Below are 20,500 nucleotides of genomic sequence, written 5' to 3'. Positions count from 1 at the left end.
TTCACCAGCCCACAACCTGACATCAGCAAGGTCCCCACCCATGACCACATCAACGACCGAGCTGGCCAGCAGTCACGGCAAGCACCGTTGCAGTACTAGGCGAGCCGGTGCATCCAGCCGTGCTTGTCCTCGGCGGTGCCGCGCTGGATGTCCAGGAGGGCCCGGCGCAGCCGCATGGTGACCTCGCCGGGCTCCCCGCCCGACTGCGTCCACTCCGCGCCGGTCCGCTTGACCGTGCCGACCGGCGTGATGACGGCGGCCGTACCGCAGGCGAACACCTCGGTCAGGGTGCCGTTCTCGGAGTCGCGCTGCCACTGGTCGACGGAGATCCGGCCCTCCTCGGCCCGGTAGCCGAGGTCACCGGCGACGGAGAGCAGCGAGTCGCGCGTGACGCCCTCCAGGATGGACCCGGTGAGGGCCGGCGTGACGATCTTGTCGCCGTACACGAAGTACAGGTTCATCCCGCCGAGTTCCTCGACCCACTTGCGCTCGACCGCGTCGAGGTAGCAGACCTGGGCGCAGCCCTTCGCGGCGGCCTCCGCCTGGGCGAGCAGGGACGCGGCGTAGTTGCCGCCGGTCTTGGCGTAGCCCATGCCGCCGGGCACCGCGCGGACGTGGTCCTCGGAGACCCAGATGGAGACCGGCTGCACGCCGCCGGGGAAGTAGGCGCCGGCCGGGGAGGCGATGACCAGGAAGAGGTAGTCGTTGGCCGGCTTCACGCCGAGCCCGACCTCCGTCGCGATCATGAACGGACGCAGGTACAGCGACTGCTCGCCGCCGTGCTCCGGGACCCAGGCCACGTCCTGCGTGACGAGCGCGTCGCACGCCTCGATGAAGGTCTCGACCGGCAGCTCGGGCATGCCGAGGCGGCGGGCGGACTCCTGGAAGCGCTTGGCGTTCTTGTCCGGGCGGAAGGTGGCGACGGTGCCGTCGGGCTGGCGGTAGGCCTTCAGGCCCTCGAAGATCTCCTGCGCGTAGTGCAGCACCATGCTGGCCGGGTCGAGGGAGATCGCCGCGTACGGGACGAGCTGACCGTCGTGCCAGCCGCGGCCCTCGGTCCACTTGATGGTCACCATGTGGTCGGTGAAGTGGCGGCCGAACCCCGGGTTGGCCAGGATCGCCGCGCGCTCGGCGTCGGCGAGCGGGCTGGCGGAGGGCTTGAGCTCGATCGTGGGCGTCGTCATGAGTGGTTGTCCTTCACCGGTTTTGGTTGTGGCGGGCCGCGGTCGCGCCAGTACTGTCAGTGGCCAGTGCTAGGACGTCCGAGCATTCCCTCATTCCGCGGCTCCGCGTTCGATTATCGCGCGCGGGGAGCCGTGGAAGAAACGGCGTGAAATGCGGCCCAGGGGTTGATGGTGACACCCGGCGGGGACATGCGGAAGCCGCCGGGTGCTGGAGAGACCCGGCGGCTTCGAGTGGCGCGACGGGTCAGCCGGCTACCCGTACGGCGAGCGCGTCGCCGATCTCGGAGGTGCTCCGGGCGGGCTTGCCGACCCGCGCGGTCAGGTCGGCCGCGACCGCCTCGTCGATCCGGGCGGCCTCGGCGTCGTGGCCGAGGTGGCGCAGCATGAGCGCGACGGACAGGACGGTGGCGGTGGGGTCGGCCTTGCCCTGGCCCGCGATGTCGGGCGCGGAGCCGTGCACCGGCTCGAACATCGAGGGGTACTCGCCGGAGGGGTTGATGTTGCCGCTCGCGGCGACGCCGATGCCGCCGGAGACGGCCGCGGCGAGGTCGGTGATGATGTCGCCGAAGAGGTTGTCGGTGACGATGACGTCGAACCGCTCGGGCTGGGTGACCAGGTAGATGGTCGCCGCGTCGACGTGCATGTACTCGGTGGTGACGTCGGGGTACTCCGCGGCCACCCGGTTGAAGACGTCGGTCCACAGGTGGCCGGCGAAGGCCAGCACGTTGTTCTTGTGGATCAGCGCGAGCTTCTTGCGCGGCCGGGCCTGGGCGCGGGCGAAGGCGTCCCGGACGACCCGCTCGACGCCGAAGGCCGTGTTCACGGAGACCTCGGTGGCGACCTCGTGCGGGGTGCCCTTGCGGATGGTGCCGCCGTTGCCGGTGTAGGGGCCCTCGGTGCCCTCGCGGACGACCACGAAGTCGATGGCCGGCTGGCCCTTCAGGGGCGTCTCCACGCCCGGGAGGAGCTTCGACGGACGCAGGTTGACGTGGTGGTCGAAGAGGAAGCGGAGCTTGAGCAGGAAGCCGCGCTCCAGGACGCCGGACGGGACCGTGGGGTCACCGATCGCGCCGAGAAGGATGGCGTCGTGCTTCCTGAGCGCCTCGGCGTCGGCCTCGGTGAGGGTCTCACCGGTGGCGTGGTAGCGCCGGGCGCCGAAGTCGTACTCCTTGGTCTCCAGCTTCACATCCTGCGGGAGGACGGCGGAGAGGACCTTCAGGCCTTCGGCCACGACTTCCTGCCCGATGCCGTCACCGGGGATCACTGCCAGATTGAGGATGCGAGAGCTAACCGACATGCGCGGCACCCTACTCCTCGTCCCATGGGATGACACGCCATGTCCGCGATGCGGACAGCCGGGCGGCGGCAACTCCATCGTGTCGGCTGCCGTTCACCCGTACGACCCACGGGTGTTGGGGTGCGCTGGGAAGTTCTCCGTCATGGACCTCCCCGACGTCGGAATTCCCCCGCGGCTCGCGCGCCGGATGAGCATGGCCGAGCAGTACGAGTACGCGCGCACCAAGCTGACCCGGCGCCGCGCGCTGGTGACGGCGGGCGCGGTGGCGGGCGGAGCGCTGACCGGCTGCTCGGGTGCGGGCACCACCGCCTCCTCCGTCCCGTCCCGGTCCGCGACCACGGAGGTGCCGGGTTCGGCGGTCACGCCCTTCGGCCGCCATCTCGCCTTCGGCGCCGACCCGCGCACCCAGATGCGGATCTCCTGGCAGGTCCCGGCGGCGGTCGGGAAGCCGTACGTACGCATCGGCGTCCGCCCGGACGAGCTGGGCCGCAAGGTGGAGGCCGAGATCCGCGCCCTGCACACGCCGGGCGTGGAGGGCGTACGCCTCGCGCTGGAGCAGTACTACGTGCACGCGGCCCTGGACGACCTGCTGCCCGGCACGACGTACTACTACGGCGTGGGCCACGACGGCTTCGACCCGGCCGCGCCCCCGCACCGCTCCACCGTCGCCTCCTTCCGTACCGCGCCGGCGAACCCGGAGTCCTTCGTGTTCACGGCCTTCGGCGACCAGGGCGTCAGCGACGCGGCCGAGGCCGGTGACCAGCTGCTGCTGCGTCAGGACCCGGCGTTCCATCTGCACGCCGGGGACATCTGCTACGCGAACGTCAAGGGCCGGGGCGAGGAGTCGGACGGCTACGACCCCGGGTTCTGGGATCTGTTCCTGAAGCAGAACGAGCCGGTCGCCAAGACCGTGCCGTGGATGGTGACCACCGGCAACCACGACATGGAGGCCTGGTACTCCCCCGACGGCTACGGCGGCCAGGTGGCCCGCTTCAGCCTCCCGGAGAGCGGCTTCGACCCGCGGACCGCGCCGGGGGTGTACTCCTTCGTCTACGGCAACGTCGGCTTCGTGGCGCTGGACGCCAACGACGTGTCGTACGAGATCCCGGCGAACCTCGGGTACACCGAGGGCCGGCAGACGAGGTGGCTGGCCGGGCGGCTGCGGGAGCTGCGGGCGTCGGCGGCGGTGGACTTCGTCGTCGTCTTCTTCCACCACTGCACCTACTCGACGTCCACGCACGCCTCGGACGGCGGGGTGCGCGCCGAGTGGCTGCCGCTGTTCGCCGAGCACCGGGTGGATCTGGTGATCAACGGCCACAACCATGTCTACGAGCGGACCGACGCCATCAAGAACGGCGAGGTGGGCCGCCCGGTGCCGATCGGCGCGGCCACCGACCCGGCGCGGGACGGCACCGTGTACGTCACGGCCGGCGGAGGCGGCAAGGACCTGTACGGCTTCCCGGCGGGCGTCGAGGAGAGCTACGAGGGCCGGGTGAAGGACCGCGAGTCGGTGGACACCTTCCGGTGGACCAGGTCGCGGTCGGTGAAGCGGGAGACCGTGGAGTGGTCCCGCGTGCGCTACCGGGGCTTCTCGGTCCTGAAGGTGGAGGCGGTCAGCGGGCCCGGTGCGCGGCTGAAGGTGTCCGCCCTCGCCCATGACGGCAAGCGCATCGACCATTTCGAGGTGCGGCGCGGCGCCTGAACCCCGCGCCGCACCTCGCGCGGGTGCGGCTCCCGGCGTGTGCGGTCCGGCTCAGTGGCCGGTGGCGCCGCCGTTGTCACGGCGGTCGAGCGCGCGCTGGAGGGCGGCGGCGGCGTTCTTGCGGTCGGACTCGCTGGAGCGGGGGAGGTGACGGACTCGGCGGGCGGTCGTCTCGGCCATGGGAAATCGACTCCTTCGAAACAACTCTGGAGTGCGGAAGAGGGGTTACGAGACGCCGGGGCGGGGAGCGGTGGCCGCAGGGGTTGCCTGCACGGGGCCCGGCTCACGACCGCCATTCGCTTGATCGAGCGAGACGTTCGGCTCCTACAAAGTTAAGGGAGCGGGACGCTTCTGTCTCCACAATTACTCGGACTTCCTACTATCTGAGACGGCGGCGACGGGAACGGGCCGGATCCCGAGGGATCCGGCCCGTTCCTGCCTGCCGTCGATCAGCCCATGTGCGGGTACGTGTAGTCGGTCGGCGGGACCAGCGTCTCCTTGATGGCACGGGTCAGCGTCCAGCGCATCAGGTTCTGCGGGGCGCCGGCCTTGTCGTTGGTGCCGGAGGCCCGGCCGCCGCCGAAGGGCTGCTGGCCGACGACGGCGCCGGTCGACTTGTCGTTGATGTAGAAGTTGCCGGCCGCGTAGCGCAGCTTGTCCATGGTGTACGCGGTGGCCGCGCGGTCGCTGGAGATGACCGAGCCGGTGAGGGCGTAGTCGGAGGCGGACTCCATCTGGGTCAGCGTCTCCTCGTACTTGTCGTCCTCGTAGACGTGCACGGCGAGGATCGGGCCGAAGTACTCGGTGGTGAACACCTCGTTCTGCGGGTCGTCGCACTCGATGACGGTCGGGCGGACGAAGTAGCCCACCGAGTCGTCGTAGGAGCCGCCCGCCACGATCGTGCAGGACGGGTCGGCCTTGGCGCGGTCGATGGCGGCCTTGTTCTTGGCGAAGGCACGCTCGTCGATGACGGCACCGATGAAGTTCGCCAGGTCGGTGACGTCACCCATGGTGAGGTAGTCGACCTCGGCGGCGAACTCCTCCTTGAAGCCGGAGTTCCAGATCGACGCCGGGATGTAGGCGCGGGAGGTCGCCGAGCACTTCTGGCCCTGGTACTCGAAGGCACCGCGGGTCAGCGCGGTCTTCAGGATGGCGCGGTCGGCGCTCGGGTGGGCGACGACGAAGTCCTTGCCGCCGGTCTCGCCGACCATGCGCGGGTAGGTGCGGTACTTCTCGATGTTGTTGCCGACCGTCTTCCACAGGTACTGGAAGGTCTTGGTCGAGCCGGTGAAGTGGATGCCGGCGAGATCGCGGTGCTCCAGGGCGACCTTGGAGACCTCGATGCCGTCGCCGGTGACGAGGTTGATGACGCCCTTGGGCAGGCCCGCCTCCTCCAGCAGCCGCATCAGCAGCACGGCGGCGTGGGTCTGCGTCGGGGACGGCTTCCACACGACGACGTTGCCCATGAGCGCGGGGGCGGTGGGCAGGTTGCCCGCGATGGCCGTGAAGTTGAACGGCGTGATCGCGTAGACGAAGCCCTCCAGCGGGCGGTGGTCGAGACGGTTCCACACGCCGGGGGAGTTCGCCGGGGGCTGCTCGGCGAGCAGGTCACGGGCGTACTTGACGTTGAAGCGCCAGAAGTCGACCAGCTCGCAGGGGGTGTCGATCTCGGCCTGCTGGGCGGTCTTGGACTGGCCGAGCATGGTGGAGGCGGCCAGCGTCTCGCGCCAGGGGCCGGCCAGCAGCTCGGCGGCGCGCAGGATGATCGCCGCGCGGTCGTCGAAGGACATCGCGCGCCAGGCCGGGGCGGCGGCGAGGGCGGCGTCGATGGCGTCCTGGGCGTCCTGCTGGGTGGCGTGGGCGAAGGTGCCGAGGCGGGCCTTGTGGTTGTGCGGCTGCACGACGTCGACACGTTCGCCGCCGCCCATCCGCTTCTCGCCGCCGATGGTCATCGGCAGGTCGATCGGGTTGTCGGCCAGCTCCTTGAGCTTGGCCTCCAGCCGGGCGCGCTCGGGCGAGCCGGGGGCGTAGCCGTGCACCGGCTCGTTGACGGGGGTGGGGACCTGGGTCACAGCGTCCATGAGATCCGTAACTCCTTGTACGTGAGCGGGTGTTTCGGGCTCAGCCCTTGGTGACCATCGAGCGGACGAAGAAGCGCAGGTTCGCCGGCTTCTCCGCAAGCCGCCGCATGAAGTAGCCGTACCAATCGGTGCCGTAGGCGGTGTAGACGCGCATCCGGTGGCCCTCGGCGGCCAGGCGCAGGTGCTCGTCGCCACGGATGCCGTAGAGCATCTGGAACTCGTACTCGTCGAGCTTGCGACCGGCACGGTGGGCCAGCTCCTGGGCGATGGAGATCAGACGCGGGTCGTGGGACCCGATCATCGGGTACCCGGAGCCCTCCATCAGGATGCGCATGATCCGGACGTACGCCTTGTCGATCTCCGCCTTGTCCTGGTAAGCGACCTCGGCGGGCTCCTTGTAGGCGCCCTTCACGATGCGCACCCGGCTGCCGTCGGCGGCCAGGCGGCGGGCGTCGGCCTCGGTGCGGAACAGGTAGGCCTGGATCACGCAGCCTGTCTGCGGGAAGTCCTTCCGCAGCTCCTCGTGGATGGCGAACATCGAGTCGAGGGTCGTGTGGTCCTCCGCGTCCAGGGTGACCGTGGTGCCGATGGCGGCGGCGGCCTCCACCACCGGGCGGACGTTCGCCAGCGCCAGCTCGTGGCCGCCGGGCAGCGCCTGGCCGAACATCGACAGCTTCACCGACATCTCCGCGCGGGTGCCGAGCTCCAGCCCCTTGAGCCGGTCGATCAGCGCCAGGTAGGCGTCGCGGGCGGCCTCGGCCTGCGCGGGGGTGGTGATGTCCTCGCCGACCACGTCCATGGTCAGCTCCAGGCCCTTGGCCGCGAGGTCCTCGACGATCGGGACGATGTCGTCCACGGTCTCGCCGGGGATGAAGCGGTCGACGACCTGCTTGGTGACCGGAGCGGCCGAGACGAGACGTCGCATCCGGTCGCTGCGCGACGCGGCGAGAATCACGGGACCCAGCACGGGGCACCTCCACAACCATCCGAAACAGGCCGTATCCCAACGGTTCGGGTACGGCACGGAGAACCACCGTGAAACCTAAGGATCCCTCCGATCCTCGGCCATCGACAGCTGTCACGCATCCGTGCCGCAGATCTCATACAGATGTATGAGGCACCTCGGAAAATGCGGGAGAATGCCCGGGTGACGTCGGAATTCAAGGGTGACTACCAGGAGCTGGTCGACGAGATCTCGGAGCTGCTGGGTGCCCCGGCGACCCTGGAGAACCGCGACTTCGAGCTGATCGCCTTCGGCGCCTACGACAGCGAGGGCGAGCTGGACGCCTCCGCGCTGGACCCCGTGCGCACCCGCTCGATCCTGACCCGCCGCTCCACGGCCGCCGTCCGCGCCTGGTTCGAGGGCTTCGGCATCACCCGCGCGAGCGCCCCCGTCCGCATCCCGCCCACCCCGGAGGCCGGCGTCTACCGCGGCCGGATCTGTCTGCCGGTACGGCATCGGGGCGTGGTCCTCGGTTACGTCTGGCTCCTGGACGACGACCCGGGCCCCACCGACCGCCGGCTGGCCGCCGCGATGGACGTCACCGTCCGCATCGGCGCCCTGCTCGCCGACGAGGCCCAGCACGGCGCCGACCTCACCCGTGAACTGCGGGCCGTCCTCACCGCCGAGCGGGACTGGCAGCGCGAGATGGCCGTCGCCGAACTCCGCACCGCCCTGGGCGTGCGCGCCGACTCCCTCCACACGGTCGTCTGCGTCGCCCCGTGGCCCTCGGCCGACCCGGACGACGCCCCGTCGGTGCGCACGGTGCCGGGCGCCACGGCCCTGTGCACGGTGCCGTGGGGGACGACGGCCCACTCGCTGGCGCTGCTGATCCGGCTGCGCTCGCCGGAGGTGCTGACTCCGGCGACCGCCGCGGCCGGACGGCTGCTGGAGCGGGCGGGCGGACACGGGGGCGCGGGCATCGCGGCCGCCCGGGCCGGGCTCGGGGAACTGGGGGCGGCCTGGCGGGAGGCGTCGGCCGCGGCACGCGCGGTGCTGGCCGAGCCGCGGCTCGGGCCCGTCGCACAGTGGGCGCGCATCGGCCCGTACCGTCTGCTCACCGCGCTGCCGCCGGGGACGGCGCTCGATCCGGCGGTGACCCCGCTGCTCTCCCCCGCGCACCGGGAACTCGCGCGCACCGCCGAGGTCTACCTCGATCGCGCGGGACAGGCGGCGCGCACGGCCGCCGAACTCGGGATCCACCGGCAGACGCTCTACTACCGGCTGTCCCGGGTGGAACAGCTGACGGGTCTCGACCTGGACGACGGGGAGGACCGGCTGCTGCTGCACATGGCGCTGAAGGGGGCGCGGCTGTAGTCGGCCCCCTCCTAGTTCCGGGTGGCGGCCTCGATCACCTGGCGCAGGCCCTCGGTGAGCTGCTCCGCGCGCGGCGCGGTCTCCGGGTCGAAGGTCCACTGGGCGATGAGGCCCGTCATGAGGGTCACGTAGAACATGCCGAGGGTGTCGGCGGTGCCGTCCTCGACGTCCTCCTCGCGCCCGCCCATGAGCAGCGGAATCAGACCGCGCCCGGCCTGCCGCTGAGCCACCGCCAGATGGTCGCGGACCTCGGGGAGTTGGTCGCCCATGACGACGATCTCCATGCTGAGCCGCCACAGCGAACCGGGCTCGCGCAGGGTGGCGATGATGTTCGACCACACCTGCTGGAACCGCTCGACCGAGCCCGGCTCCGCGGTGATCCCCGCGGTCCCGTCGCCCTCGAAGGTGTCGCCCACCTCCTCGACCAGCGCCGCGTAGGCCTGCGCCAGCAAGGCGTCCTTCGAGCCGTAGTGATAGCCGATCGACGCCAGGTTGGTCCCCGACTCCTTGACGATGTCGCGCGCGGTCGTCCGCACGAACCCCTTCGCCAGCAGGCAGCGCTTGGCGCCTTCGAGCAGATCCTCACGGTGTCCCATGACGGACAGCCTACTCCGCATCCATACACGCGTCCTATACGATCGTCATATACGGTCGTTTAGTACGTGTGCACATTCCACGCCACGACAACGAACCCCCCGGCCGCCGTGAGTGGACCGCGCTCGGCGTGCTGATGCTCCTCGGCCCGCTGCAGGGGGCGGCGGTCGCGGGGGCGGCGGTGAGTCTGCCGCGGGCGCAGCAGAACGCCGGACGGGCTGAGCGCGTCTCAGCCCGTCCGGCGTATGAGCGGCAGTGGCGTCAGGCCAGGTTCACCGCGCGGGCGGACGTCGCCCCGATCTCCTCGGCGACCTCGGCCAGCACCCCGGAGGGCACCGTGTCGTCCACCGTCAGCACGGCCAGCGCCTCGCCGCCGGCGACCGCGCGGGACACCTGCATGCCGGCGATGTTGATGCCCGCCTCGCCGAAGACCCGGCCCACGGTGCCGACGACACCCGGACGGTCCTCGTAGCGCAGCACCACCATGTGGTCGGCGAGCGCGAGGTCGACGTCGTACTCGCCGACCGCGACGAGCTTCTGGAGGTGCTTGGGGCCGGCCAGGGTGCCGGAGACCGCGACCTCCTCGCCGCTGCCGAGCGTGCCGCGCACGGTGACCACATTGCGGTGGTCGGCCGACTCCGAGCTGGTGGTCAGCCGCACCTCCACGCCGCGCTCCTGGGCGAACAGCGGGGCGTTGACGTAGGACACCGTCTCGGCGACGACGTCCTCGAAGACGCCCTTGAGCGCGGAGAGTTCGAGCACCTTGACGTCGTGCTGGGTGATCTCGCCGTACACCTCGACGTCGAGGCGGACCGCGACCTCACCCGCGAGCGCGGTGAAGATCCGGCCGAGGCGCTCGGCGAGCGGCAGGCCCGGCTTGACGTCCTCGGCGATGACGCCGCCCTGCACGTTCACCGCGTCCGGGACCAGCTCACCGGCGAGCGCGAGACGCACCGAGCGGGCGACGGCGATACCGGCCTTCTCCTGCGCCTCGTCGGTGGAGGCACCGAGGTGCGGGGTGGCGACGACCTGGTCGAACTCGAAGAGCGGGGAGTCCGTGCAGGGCTCCTTCGCGTACACGTCGAGACCGGCACCGGCGACCCGGCCCTCCTTGAGGGCGGAGTACAGCGCCTCCTCGTCGACGATCCCGCCGCGCGCGGCGTTGACGATGCGGACGCTCGGCTTGACCTTGCGCAGCGCCTCGTCGCCGATGAGACCGACGGTCTCCGGGGTCTTGGGAAGGTGGACGGTGATGAAGTCGGAGACCTCGAGCAGCTCGTCCAGCGACAGCACCTTGACGCCCATCTGCGCGGCGCGGGCGGGCTGGATGTACGGGTCGTAGGCGACGACCTTCATGCCGAAGCCGGACATGCGCTGGGCGACCAGGGCACCGATCCGGCCGAGGCCGACGACGCCCAGGGTCTTCTCGGCGAGCTCGACGCCCGTGTACTTGCTGCGCTTCCACTCGCCGTTCTTCAGCGCGGCGTTGGCCTGCGGGATGTGGCGGGCGGTGGCGACGAGGAGGCCGCAGGCCAGCTCGGCGGCGGTCACGATGTTGGACGTGGGGGCGTTGACCACCATCACGCCGGCCTTGGTGGCGGCGGAGACGTCGACGTTGTCCAGGCCGACGCCGGCTCGTGCGACGACCTTCAGCTTGTGCGCGGCGGCGATGGCCTCGGCGTCGACCTTGGTGGCCGAGCGGATCAGGATCGCGTCCACGTCGGCGATGGCCGGGAGCAGCTCGGCCCGGTCGGCGCCGTTGCAGTGGCGGATCTCGAAGTCGGGGCCGAGCGCGTCGACGGTGGCGGGCGACAGCTCTTCAGCGATGAGTACGACGGGTTTCGAGCTCACGTGAGTCCTCACATGTCCATTGCGGACGGCCGTCCCGACGGCCGCTGGCGGTGGAGGGGCTTGCCGCGTGGAAGACGCACGACGCTGTGGGCCTGACGCGTATGTTGTCGAGAAGTGTAGTGCTGCGGGCCGAGGCGTCTTACGCCGCGGCGGAAGGATCACTCGTCCGTGGCTGGACGATGTGGACAACGGGGCCGGAGCGCGTGCTCCGACCCCGTGACCATGCGGCTTACGCCTCCTCGTCGACCCAGCTCATGAGCTTGCGCAGCTCCTTGCCCGTGGTCTCCAGCAGGTGCTCGGAGTCCTGCTGCTTGTACTCGTTGTACTTCTTCAGACCGCCGTGGTACTCGTCCATCCAGGCCTGCGCGAAGGTGCCGTCCTGGATCTCCGCGAGGACCTTCTTCATCTCGGCCTTGGTGGCGTCGGTGATGATCCGCGGGCCGGTGACGTAGTCGCCCCACTCGGCGGTCTCGGAGATCGACCAGCGCATCTTCTCCAGGCCGCCCTCGTACATGAGGTCCACGATCAGCTTCAGCTCGTGCAGGCACTCGAAGTACGCGATCTCGGGCTGGTAGCCGGCCTCGGTCAGCGTCTCGAAACCGGCCTTGACCAGGGCGGCGGTGCCACCGCAGAGGACGGCCTGCTCACCGAACAGGTCGGTCTCGGTCTCCTCGGTGAAGGTCGTCTTGATGACGCCGGCACGGGTGCCGCCGATGCCCTTGGCGTACGACAGGGCCAGCGCGAAGGCGTTGCCGGTGGCGTCCTGCTCGACGGCGGCGATGCACGGAACGCCGCGGCCCTCCTCGTACTGGCGGCGGACCAGGTGGCCCGGGCCCTTGGGGGCGACCATGCAGACGTCGACGCCGGCCGGGGGCTTGATGAAGCCGTAGCGGATGTTCAGGCCGTGGCCGAAGAACAGCGCGTCGCCGTCCTTCAGGTTCGGGGCGATGTGCTCCTCGTAGACCTGGGCCTGGATCGGGTCCGGGACGAGGATCATGATGACGTCGGCCTCGGCGGCGGCCTCCGACGGCGTCACCACGCGCAGGCCCTGCTCCTCGGCCTTGGCCTTGGACTTGGAGCCCTCGTGCAGACCGACGCGCACGTCGACACCCGAGTCACGGAGCGACAGCGCGTGGGCGTGGCCCTGGCTGCCGTAACCGATGACCGCGACCTTGCGGCCCTGGATGATGGACAGGTCGGCGTCGGCGTCGTAGAACAGCTCGGCCACTTTGGGTTCTCTCCTTGTGTGCAGGTGTTGCGTCCCACCGTATGACGGTGGGCGGAAGGGAAGTTCGGGGGTCTCGGTATGCGGGCGGCCGGTGTTCCCCGGCCGCCCGGATCCGTCGTTATGCCGACCGGTCGAGGGCGCGCAGCGAGCGGTCCGTGATCGAGCGTGCTCCGCGTCCGATCGCGATCGTGCCGGACTGGACGAGTTCCTTGATGCCGAAGGGCTCCAGCATCTTCAGCATCGCCTCCAGCTTGTCGCTGGAGCCGGTGGCCTCGATCGTGACGGCCTCCGGGGAGACGTCGACGGTCTTGGCGCGGAACAGCTGGACGATCTCGACGATCTGGGAGCGCGTCTCGTTGTCGGCGCGCACCTTCACCAGAACGAGTTCGCGCTGCACGGCCGAACCGGGCTCCAGCTCGACGATCTTCAGCACGTTGACGAGCTTGTTGAGCTGCTTGGTCACCTGCTCCAGCGGCAGGTCGGCCACGCTGACCACGATGGTGATGCGGCTGATGTCGGGGTGCTCGGTGACACCGACCGCGAGCGAGTCGATGTTGAAGCCGCGGCGGGAGAACAGGGCGGCGATCCGCGCCAGGATGCCGGGCGTGTTCTCCACCAGGACCGAGAGCGTGTGCTTGGACATTTTTCTCTGCGTCTCTCTCGCTCAGTCGTCTTCGTTGTCGCCGAAGTCGGGGCGGACGTCCCGGGCGGCCATGATCTCGTCGTTGGAGGTGCCGGCGGCGACCATCGGCCACACCATCGCGTCCTCGTGGACGATGAAGTCGACGACCACCGGGCGGTCGTTGATGGAGTTGGCCTCCTCGATCACCTTGTCGAGGTCGGCCGGGTCCTCGCAGCGGATCGCGTAACAGCCCATGGCCTCCGACAGCTTGACGAAGTCGGGGACGCGGGTGCCGGCGCTGGGCTGCCTGCCGTCCGCCTCCGGGCCGCTGTGCAGCACGGTGTTGGAGTAGCGCTGGTTGTAGAACAGGGTCTGCCACTGGCGGACCATCCCGAGGGCGCCGTTGTTGATGATGGCGACCTTGATCGGGATGTTGTTCAGGGCGCAGGTGGCCAGTTCCTGGTTGGTCATCTGGAAGCAGCCGTCGCCGTCGATCGCCCAGACCGTGCGGTCCGGTGCGCCGGCCTTGGCGCCCATCGCGGCCGGGACCGCGTAGCCCATCGTCCCGGCGCCGCCGGAGTTGAGCCAGGTCGCGGGCTTGTCGTACTCGATGTAGTGCGCGGCCCACATCTGGTGCTGGCCCACGCCCGCGGTGAACACCGTGCCCTCCGGGGCGAGTTGCCCGATGCGCTCGATGACCTGCTGCGGCGACAGCGAGCCGTCCTCAGGCTGGTCGTAGCCGAGCGGGTAGGTCTCGCGCCACCGGTTCAGGTCGTGCCACCAGGCGCTGTAGTCGCCCTGGTGGCCGTCGTTGTGCTCCTTCTGGACCGCCTGGATCAGGTCGGCGATGACCTCGCGGGCGTCCCCCACGATCGGCACGTCGGCGGCACGGTTCTTGCCGATCTCGGCCGGGTCGATGTCGGCGTGGACGATCTTGGCGTGCGGGGCGAAGCTGTCCAGCTTGCCGGTGACGCGGTCGTCGAAGCGGGCACCGAGGGCGACGATCAGGTCGGCCTTCTGCAGCGCGGTGACGGCGGTGACCGATCCGTGCATGCCCGGCATTCCCACGTGCAGCGGGTGGCTGTCGGGGAAGGCGCCGAGCGCCACCAGGGTGGTGGTGACGGGCGCTCCGGTGAGCTCCGCGAGGACCTTCAGCTCGGCGGTGGCCTTGGCCTTGAGGACGCCGCCGCCGACGTAGAGGACGGGCCGCTTCGCGGAGGTGATCAGCTTGGCCGCCTCGCGGATCTGCTTGGCGTGCGGCTTGGTGACCGGACGGTAGCCGGGCAGGTCCATGACCGGCGGCCAGGAGAAGGTGGTCTGTGCCTGGAGGGCGTCCTTGGCGATGTCGACCAGGACCGGGCCGGGGCGGCCGGTGGAGGCGATGTGGAACGCCTGCGCGATCACCCGCGGGATGTCATCGGCCTTGGTGACGAGGAAGTTGTGCTTGGTGATCGGCATGGTGATGCCGACGATGTCCGCTTCCTGGAAGGCGTCCGTGCCGATCGCCTTGGAGGCCACCTGGCCGGTGATCGCGACCATCGGCACCGAGTCCATGTGCGCGTCGGCGATCGGCGTGACGAGGTTGGTCGCGCCGGGGCCCGAGGTCGCCATGCAGACACCGACCTTGCCGGTGGCCAGCGCGTACCCCTCGGCCGCGTGACCGGCGCCCTGCTCGTGGCGCACCAGGATGTGCCGCACGCGGGTGGAGTCCATCAGCGGGTCGTACGCCGGAAGGATGCAACCACCGGGAATGCCGAATACCGTGTCGGCCCCGACTTCCTCGAGAGAGCGGATGAGGGACTGCGCACCCGTGACGTGCTCGGGGGCGGACTGCTGTCCTCCGGAACGGGGCCGCGGCTGCGGATGATGGGCCCCGGTGGCCTGCTCGGTCATCGGCATTCTCTTCTCGATGCTGAGGGTTTTTGCGAAGTTTGTACGGTGTACGACTGCTGCTGGTGCAACAAAAAACCCCTCGTGCCGTCAGGCAAGCGAGGGGAGCGCGCCGGGAGTGGGTCGCTGAGCGGTCAAGGGCTCAGCGTCAGCCGACGCGCTTTCCAAGTACGAGAATTCGGGTGCGCATGGCACTGACCCTCCCCCCGGCACGCACCGCGTGTCAAGGTGGTGGGACGGGAGTCTCATTATGTGAGCGAAGGGTGCCGCCGCCTCCGAGAACGGCGGGCACCCCCCGGCCCTGCGGCTCCCGCACACCCGCGAACGCCGGCTCCCCCGGCCCGTGCGGGACCGGGTAGCGGCCGGAGGCGAGCGCCCGGCGCAGCCGGTACTCGTCCAGCGGACCGGAGAAGGCCATGCCCAGACCATGGGTGCAGCCCATCGCCCGCAGCGCCACCACCTGCTCGGGCAGGTCCACGCCCTCGGCCACGGACTGCAGCCCCAGGTCGGCGGCGATCCGCAGCAGCCCGCTGGTGATCTTGTGCAGCCGCGCGGACTCCACGACGCCCTCGACCAGGCCGCGGTCCACCTTGAGCACGTCCACGGGCAGCCTGCGCAGCGCGGTGATCGCCGCGCAGCCACTGCCGAAGCCGTCCAGCGCGATCCGCACGCCGAGTCTGCGCAGCGCGCCGAGGCGGCGCTCCAGCTCGTCCAGCGAGCCCCGTACGTCGGTGTCGGCCAGCTCGATCACCAGCGAGCCCGACGGCAGCCGGTACCGGGTGAGCAGGGCCTCGATCGAGTCGGGCGGCATCGAGCGGTCCAGCAGCCGGCGCGCGCTGATCCGGACGGTCACCGGCACCGAGAGCCCGGTGGCGGCGCGCTCGGCGGCCTGCTCGACGGCCTCCTCCAGCATCCAGCGGCCCAGCTCGGCGGTCTTGTCGCTGTCCTCGGCGACCCGCAGGAACTCGGCGGGCGTGAACAGCACGCCCTGCGAGGACCGCCAGCGCGCCTGGGCGGCGACCGAGGTGATCCGGCCGTCCTCCAGGCGCACCACCGGCTGGTGCAGCAGCGCGAACTCGCCGTCGTGCAGCGCGGCCCGCAGGCGGGTGGCCAGCTCGGCCTTGCGTACGACGTCCTGCTGCATCTGCGGCTTGTACAGCTCGACCCGGCCCTTCCCGGACGCCTTGGCCCGGTACATCGCGAGGTCGGCGTTGCGCAGCAGCTCGCCCGCGCCCAGGCCCGGCTCGGCGAACGCGACGCCGATGGAGGCGGCGACCCGGACATCGTTGCCGTCGATGACGTACGGCTGCGACAGCGTGAGCCTGAGGCGGTCGGCGAGCTCCAGGATGTGCCGTTCGCGGGCGGACCGGTCACGGGTGCCGTCTCCGACGATCAGCGCGGCGAACTCGTCGCCGCCGAGCCGGGAGGCGGTGTCCCCGTGCCGGACCGCCTCCTGGAGCCTGCGGGCGGCCTGCACGAGCAGTTCGTCCCCGGCCTGGTGCCCGATGGTGTCGTTGACGGCCTTGAAGCCGTCCAGGTCGATGAAGAGGACGGCCGTGCCGCGCAGGGCGGCGCCGCGGTCGGAGGCGCGGCGGCCGGACAGGGCCTGCTGCACGCGCTTGGTGAACAGGGCGCGGTTGGGCAGGTCGGTGAGCGGGTCGTGCTCGGCGTTGTGCTGGAGCTGCGCCTGGAGGCGGACGCGTTCGGTCACGTCCCGGCTGTTGAAGATGAGGCCGCCGTGGTGGCGGTTGACGGTGGACTCCACGTTCAGCCAGCCGCCGTCGCCGGAGCGGAAACGGCACTCGATGCGCGTGGTGGGTTCCTCGTGCGGGCTGGCGGCGAGGAAGCGGCGCACCTCGTGCACCACGCAGCCCAGGTCCTCCGGGTGGATGAGGTTGGCCAGTTCGGTGCCCACCAGCTCCTCCGCGGGGCGGCCGTAGACGCCGGCCGCGGCCGGGGAGACGTAGCGCAGGATGCCGTTCGGCGCGGCGATCATGATGACGTCGCTGGAGCCCTGCACCAGGGAGCGGAAGTGGTTCTCCTTCTGCGCCAGTTCCTGGGTGAGGGTGATGTTGTCGAGCAGCATGATGCCCTGGCGCACCACGAGGGCGAGCACGACGGTGCCCCCGGTGATGAGCACGACCCGGTCGACGCTGCGGCCGTTGAGGACGTTGTAGAGGATCCCCAGCGTGCAGACGGCGGCGGCGAGATAGGGCGTGAGGGCGGCCAGCGAGCCGGCGATCGGCCGGGCCGCCGGGAACCGGCTGTGATCACCTCCCTGCGGGGGCAGGTGGTGGTGGCTGCCGCCGCCCCGCTGTCCCGGCAGGTGCTCGTGCACCACGCGCGTGTACCCCTCGCCCTCCTGCCGCTCCGCGTCGCCGCCCCGGGGGGAGGCCCAGGGGGCGTAGGCGAGCAGCAGCGAGCCGGCGAACCAGCCCGCGTCGAGGAGCTGGCCGGAGCGGTAGTTGCTGTGCATCAGCGGCGAGGTGAACAGGGCGTCGCACATCACGGTCAGGGCGAGTGCCCCGATCGCGGTGTTCACCGCGGTGCGGTTCACCGACGAGCGCCGGAAGTGCAGCGCCAGCACCATGCTGACCAGCGCGATGTCCAGCAGCGGGTAGGCCAGCGACAGCGCGGTGTGCGCCACGCTCGTCGCCTCGGACTGGGCGGCGGTCTGGGCGAGGGCGAGGCTCCACGCCAGAGTCAGCAGGGAGCCGCCGATCAGCCAGGCGTCGAGGCCGAGGCAGACCCAGCCGGCCCTGGTCACCGGGCGCTTGGCGAGCACCAGCAGCCCCACGATGGCGGGCGGGGCGAAGCACAGGAAGAAGCCGTCCGCGTAGCTAGGGCTGGGCACGGGCCGCTCGAGCACGACCTCGTACCACCCCCAGACCAGATTGCCGAGGGACGCCATCACCGAGGAGAGGGCGAACAGCAGCCAGGCCGGCCGGAAGCGGATCCGGCGGCTGCGGGCGTACAGGAAGCACGAGACCGCTGCGGCGGCGGCCGCGGCGCTCAGCCCGAAGTCGCCCATGATCAAGGCGAGTTCGTCCGAACCCCAGCCGAGCGCGGAACCGACGGCGTATCCCGCGCACACCAGGGCCAGAACGAGTTGGGGGACCATGCCGGCCCCGCCGCCGGTGGACGGCGGCCGGGGCAGCGCCCCCGACGAAGGATGGGCCCGCAACGCGCCGTTGAGGGTCGTCGTGGGAGGCGGCGGCGAGATCACCGGTCCCTCCCGGTCCGCGCCGCTCCCGGGTCCCGCGGGTCCCGGTGCGCTGGATGGGCCTGCCTGCGGCGGCTGCTGTGCCTGCGGTGATGGCTGTGGTGGCCGCCGAGACTGCCGTGGTGGCCGCGCCTGCGCGCGGCCGTGCGCCAGGGTCGCCGCCGGCGGCCCCGCCGCGTCGGATCGTTGGTCCATAGGCCGTGCATCGCCCGTCGCCCCCCTCACAGTCTGCAATGTCCATCCCCGGCGCCGAACGGTGCGCGGCGCAGCCCCTGTCGGGACGATACACCAGTCTCGTCACTCAGGGACATAGGTTCTCTACGCTCCGTGACGACCAGCGGGGATGCGGGTACGGACCGCGTCCGGAAGGTTGCGGAGGGTACCCGAACCGGGTTACGTGGCTGTTGCGTTGGTCAACGGGCCGCTGTCGGCACCCGTCGTAAGGATCACGTTGCGCAGCGGCTCCCGGTTCACGAAACGGCTCAACTGCTCCACCAGCAGCCGCTTGGCGCGGGGCATGAAGGCGGATGTCGGGCCACCGACGTGCGGACTGATGAGCACGCCCGGAGCCTGCCACAGAGGGTGGCCCGGCGGCAGCGGTTCGGGATCGGTGACGTCGAGGGCCGCGGTGATGCGCCCGCTCTCCAGTTCGGCGAGAAGGGCCTTGGTGTCGACGACGCCGCCGCGGGCGATGTTCACCAGCAGCGCCCCGTCCTTCATCCGGGCCAGGAAGTCGGCGTCGACCAGGTGGCGCGTGGTCTCGGTGAGCGGGGTGGAGAGCACGACGACGTCCGCCTCGGGGAGCAGGGCGGGAAGCCGGGTGAGTGGATGCACCGGCCCGCGCTCCGTAGTGCGCTCGGAGCGCGCGACGCGCGCCACCCGCGCGAGCTCGAACGGCGCGAGCCGGTCCTCGATGGCGGCGCCGATCGAGCCGTATCCCACGATGAGCACGGTCTGGTCCGCCAGCGCGGGCCGGAAGCCGCCGCGCCACTCCCCCTTGTCCTGGGCGCGCACGAAGTCGGGGATGCCGCGCAGCGAGGCCAGGATCAGCGCGAGCGTGAGCTCGGCGGTGCTCGCCTCGTGCACCCCGCGCGCGTTGCAGAGCCGGACGCCCGCGCGCAGATGCCGCAGTCCGGGCTCGACGTGGTCGATGCCGGCGGACAGCGTCTGCACGACCTCGACGGAACTCATCAGGGGCAGCGGGCGCTGTCCGAGTCCCGGCGGCTTCATGTAGGGGACGACGTAGAAGGCGCACGCGGCGGGGTCCGCGGGATAGTCCTCGGCGCCGTTCCAGAAGCGGTAGTCCGGCCCCTCGGGGAGCCCTTCGATCTCGTCCGGCGGGATGGGAAGCCACACGTCAGCAGTCATGCACCGGAGGCTATGTCAGGTCCCCGGGACGGCAGAGGTTAGGTTGGGGTGGCGGAAGAGGGAGGGTCACGGGCAGGTGGAGCGCAGGACGATCGGCGCGGCGGCGCTCGCGGTGGGGGCTGTCGGACTCGGGTGCATGCCGATGAGCTGGGCGTACAGCGGATCTCGGCAGCGCGGTGACGAGTCGCTGCGGGCCGTGCACCGGGCGCTCGATCTGGGCTCGACGCTGCTGGACACGGCCGACATGTACGGCCCGTTCACCAACGAGCTGTTGCTGGGGCGGGTGTTGAAGGAACGCCGGCCGGACGCCTTCGTGTCGACGAAGGTCGGGCTGCTGGTCGGCGAGCAGCACATCGTGGCCAACGGCCGCCCCGGGTACGTGAAACGGGCGTGCGACGCGTCGCTGCGGCGGCTCCAGACGGACGTGATCGACCTGTACCAGCTGCACCGGGCGGACCCGGAGGTGCCGGTCGAGGAGACCTGGGGGGCGATGGCGGAGCTCGTGCGGGCCGGGAAGGTACGGGCGTTGGGCATGTGCGCGGTGGGTGCGCGCGGCGGTCGCCGGTCCGGGAGCCGCCTGCACGACGCCACGCTGCGGCAGTTGCGGCGGATGCAGCAGGTCTTCCCGGTGAGCGCGGTGCAGGCGGAGCTGTCGGTGTGGTCGCCGGAGGCGCTGGAGTCCCTCCTGCCGTGGTGCGAGGCGCGCGGCATCGGCTTCCTGGCGGCGATGCCGCTGGGCAACGGCTTCCTCACCGGCACGCTGACGCCGGGCGAGGGCTTCGAGCCGGACGACGTCCGCGCCCGGCATCCCCGCTTCACGGCGGAGATGATGGCGGCCAACCAGCCGATCGTGGCCGGTCTGCGCCGCATCGCCCGCCGCCATGGGGAAGACGTCACCCCGGCGCAGGTGGCGCTGGCGTGGGTGCTGGCGCAGGGACGGCACGTGGTGCCGGTGCCGGGGGCGAAGCGGGAGCGGTGGGTGACGCAGAACGCGGGGGCGGCGCGGCTGCGGCTCACGGCGGAGGATCTGGCGGAGGTCGGGGCGCTGCCCGGGGCGCGGGGGTCCTGGGACTGAGCCCGCGGTTACCGAGCCTGATCCGGCGGTTACTGATCCGGCGGTTGCCGGGCGGTCTTGATGCGGGA

The 20,500-nt window shown here is 70.9% G+C and carries 15 protein-coding genes; 3 read left to right on the top strand and 12 right to left on the bottom strand.

What is annotated here, in order from left to right:
• Nucleotides 1-95: 95 nt before the first annotated feature.
• Together ACWD1Z_RS30720 and ACWD1Z_RS30715 are read right to left on the bottom strand one after the other, a co-directional pair.
• Nucleotides 96-1,184, bottom strand: a complete 1,089-nt coding sequence (locus tag ACWD1Z_RS30720) for a branched-chain amino acid aminotransferase (protein ID WP_451123031.1) — start codon at nt 1,182-1,184, stop codon at nt 96-98.
• A gap of 244 nt (nt 1,185-1,428) precedes the next feature.
• Entirely contained in the window at nt 1,429-2,481 is a 1,053-nt protein-coding gene (locus tag ACWD1Z_RS30715) for a 3-isopropylmalate dehydrogenase (protein WP_451123029.1), read from the bottom strand.
• A gap of 142 nt (nt 2,482-2,623) precedes the next feature.
• On the opposite strand from ACWD1Z_RS30715, the gene ACWD1Z_RS30710 reads away from it, so the two are divergent.
• The gene (locus ACWD1Z_RS30710; RefSeq protein WP_451123027.1) at nt 2,624-4,183 is read left to right on the top strand and encodes a purple acid phosphatase family protein; all 1,560 of its coding nucleotides are present in this window, start codon (nt 2,624-2,626) and stop codon (nt 4,181-4,183) included.
• Between the two features lie 51 nt (nt 4,184-4,234).
• Here the strand turns inward: ACWD1Z_RS30710 and ACWD1Z_RS30705 are convergent, their stop codons facing one another.
• The 3 genes from ACWD1Z_RS30705 to ACWD1Z_RS30695 all read right to left on the bottom strand — a co-directional run bounded on the left by ACWD1Z_RS30705 (nt 4,235) and on the right by ACWD1Z_RS30695 (nt 7,231).
• Complete coding sequence (locus ACWD1Z_RS30705) at nt 4,235-4,363, bottom strand: hypothetical protein (protein ID WP_389414798.1); 129 nt, start codon at nt 4,361-4,363, stop codon at nt 4,235-4,237.
• A gap of 269 nt (nt 4,364-4,632) precedes the next feature.
• A complete protein-coding gene (gene pruA, locus ACWD1Z_RS30700) occupies nt 4,633-6,264 on the bottom strand; it encodes an L-glutamate gamma-semialdehyde dehydrogenase (RefSeq protein WP_451123025.1) in 1,632 nt (543 codons plus the stop codon).
• A 40-nt stretch (nt 6,265-6,304) separates the two neighbouring features.
• Nucleotides 6,305-7,231, bottom strand: coding sequence for a proline dehydrogenase family protein (locus tag ACWD1Z_RS30695; protein WP_451123023.1), 927 nt, complete (start codon nt 7,229-7,231; stop codon nt 6,305-6,307).
• Nucleotides 7,232-7,393: 162 nt separating this feature from the next.
• Between ACWD1Z_RS30695 and ACWD1Z_RS30690 the strand changes: the two genes are divergently transcribed.
• Nucleotides 7,394-8,581, top strand: coding sequence for a PucR family transcriptional regulator (locus ACWD1Z_RS30690; RefSeq protein WP_451123021.1), 1,188 nt, complete (start codon nt 7,394-7,396; stop codon nt 8,579-8,581).
• 11 nt (nt 8,582-8,592) lie between these two features.
• Here the strand turns inward: ACWD1Z_RS30690 and ACWD1Z_RS30685 are convergent, their stop codons facing one another.
• The 7 genes from ACWD1Z_RS30685 to ACWD1Z_RS30655 form a co-directional block, all read right to left on the bottom strand.
• Nucleotides 8,593-9,177, bottom strand: a complete 585-nt coding sequence (locus ACWD1Z_RS30685; RefSeq protein ID WP_451123019.1) for a TetR/AcrR family transcriptional regulator — start codon at nt 9,175-9,177, stop codon at nt 8,593-8,595.
• 259 nt (nt 9,178-9,436) lie between these two features.
• Nucleotides 9,437-11,026 carry a phosphoglycerate dehydrogenase gene (gene serA, locus ACWD1Z_RS30680; RefSeq protein WP_451123017.1) on the bottom strand — a complete coding sequence of 530 codons (1,590 nt, stop codon included), beginning with the start codon at nt 11,024-11,026 and terminating at the stop codon, nt 9,437-9,439.
• Nucleotides 11,027-11,255: 229 nt separating this feature from the next.
• Nucleotides 11,256-12,254, bottom strand: coding sequence for a ketol-acid reductoisomerase (gene ilvC / locus ACWD1Z_RS30675; RefSeq protein WP_451123015.1), 999 nt, complete (start codon nt 12,252-12,254; stop codon nt 11,256-11,258).
• Nucleotides 12,255-12,372: 118 nt separating this feature from the next.
• Nucleotides 12,373-12,897, bottom strand: a complete 525-nt coding sequence (gene ilvN, locus ACWD1Z_RS30670; protein WP_007496172.1) for an acetolactate synthase small subunit — start codon at nt 12,895-12,897, stop codon at nt 12,373-12,375.
• 21 nt (nt 12,898-12,918) lie between these two features.
• Entirely contained in the window at nt 12,919-14,775 is a 1,857-nt protein-coding gene (locus ACWD1Z_RS30665) for an acetolactate synthase large subunit (protein ID WP_451123012.1), read from the bottom strand.
• 214 nt (nt 14,776-14,989) lie between these two features.
• Nucleotides 14,990-17,992 (bottom strand): putative bifunctional diguanylate cyclase/phosphodiesterase, encoded by a 3,003-nt coding sequence (locus ACWD1Z_RS30660; protein WP_451123010.1) that lies wholly within the window; start codon nt 17,990-17,992, stop codon nt 14,990-14,992.
• A gap of 390 nt (nt 17,993-18,382) precedes the next feature.
• Nucleotides 18,383-19,357 carry a 2-hydroxyacid dehydrogenase gene (locus ACWD1Z_RS30655; protein WP_451123008.1) on the bottom strand — a complete coding sequence of 325 codons (975 nt, stop codon included), beginning with the start codon at nt 19,355-19,357 and terminating at the stop codon, nt 18,383-18,385.
• Between the two features lie 76 nt (nt 19,358-19,433).
• Between ACWD1Z_RS30655 and ACWD1Z_RS30650 the strand changes: the two genes are divergently transcribed.
• Entirely contained in the window at nt 19,434-20,432 is a 999-nt protein-coding gene (locus tag ACWD1Z_RS30650) for an aldo/keto reductase (RefSeq protein WP_451123006.1), read from the top strand.
• The last annotated feature ends 68 nt before the right edge of the window (nt 20,433-20,500 follow it).

The organism is Streptomyces sp. NPDC002784, assembly GCF_053592135.1.
The sequence above is the reverse complement of the archived record's forward strand: the minus strand, read 5'-3'. Positions and strand labels throughout refer to the sequence as shown.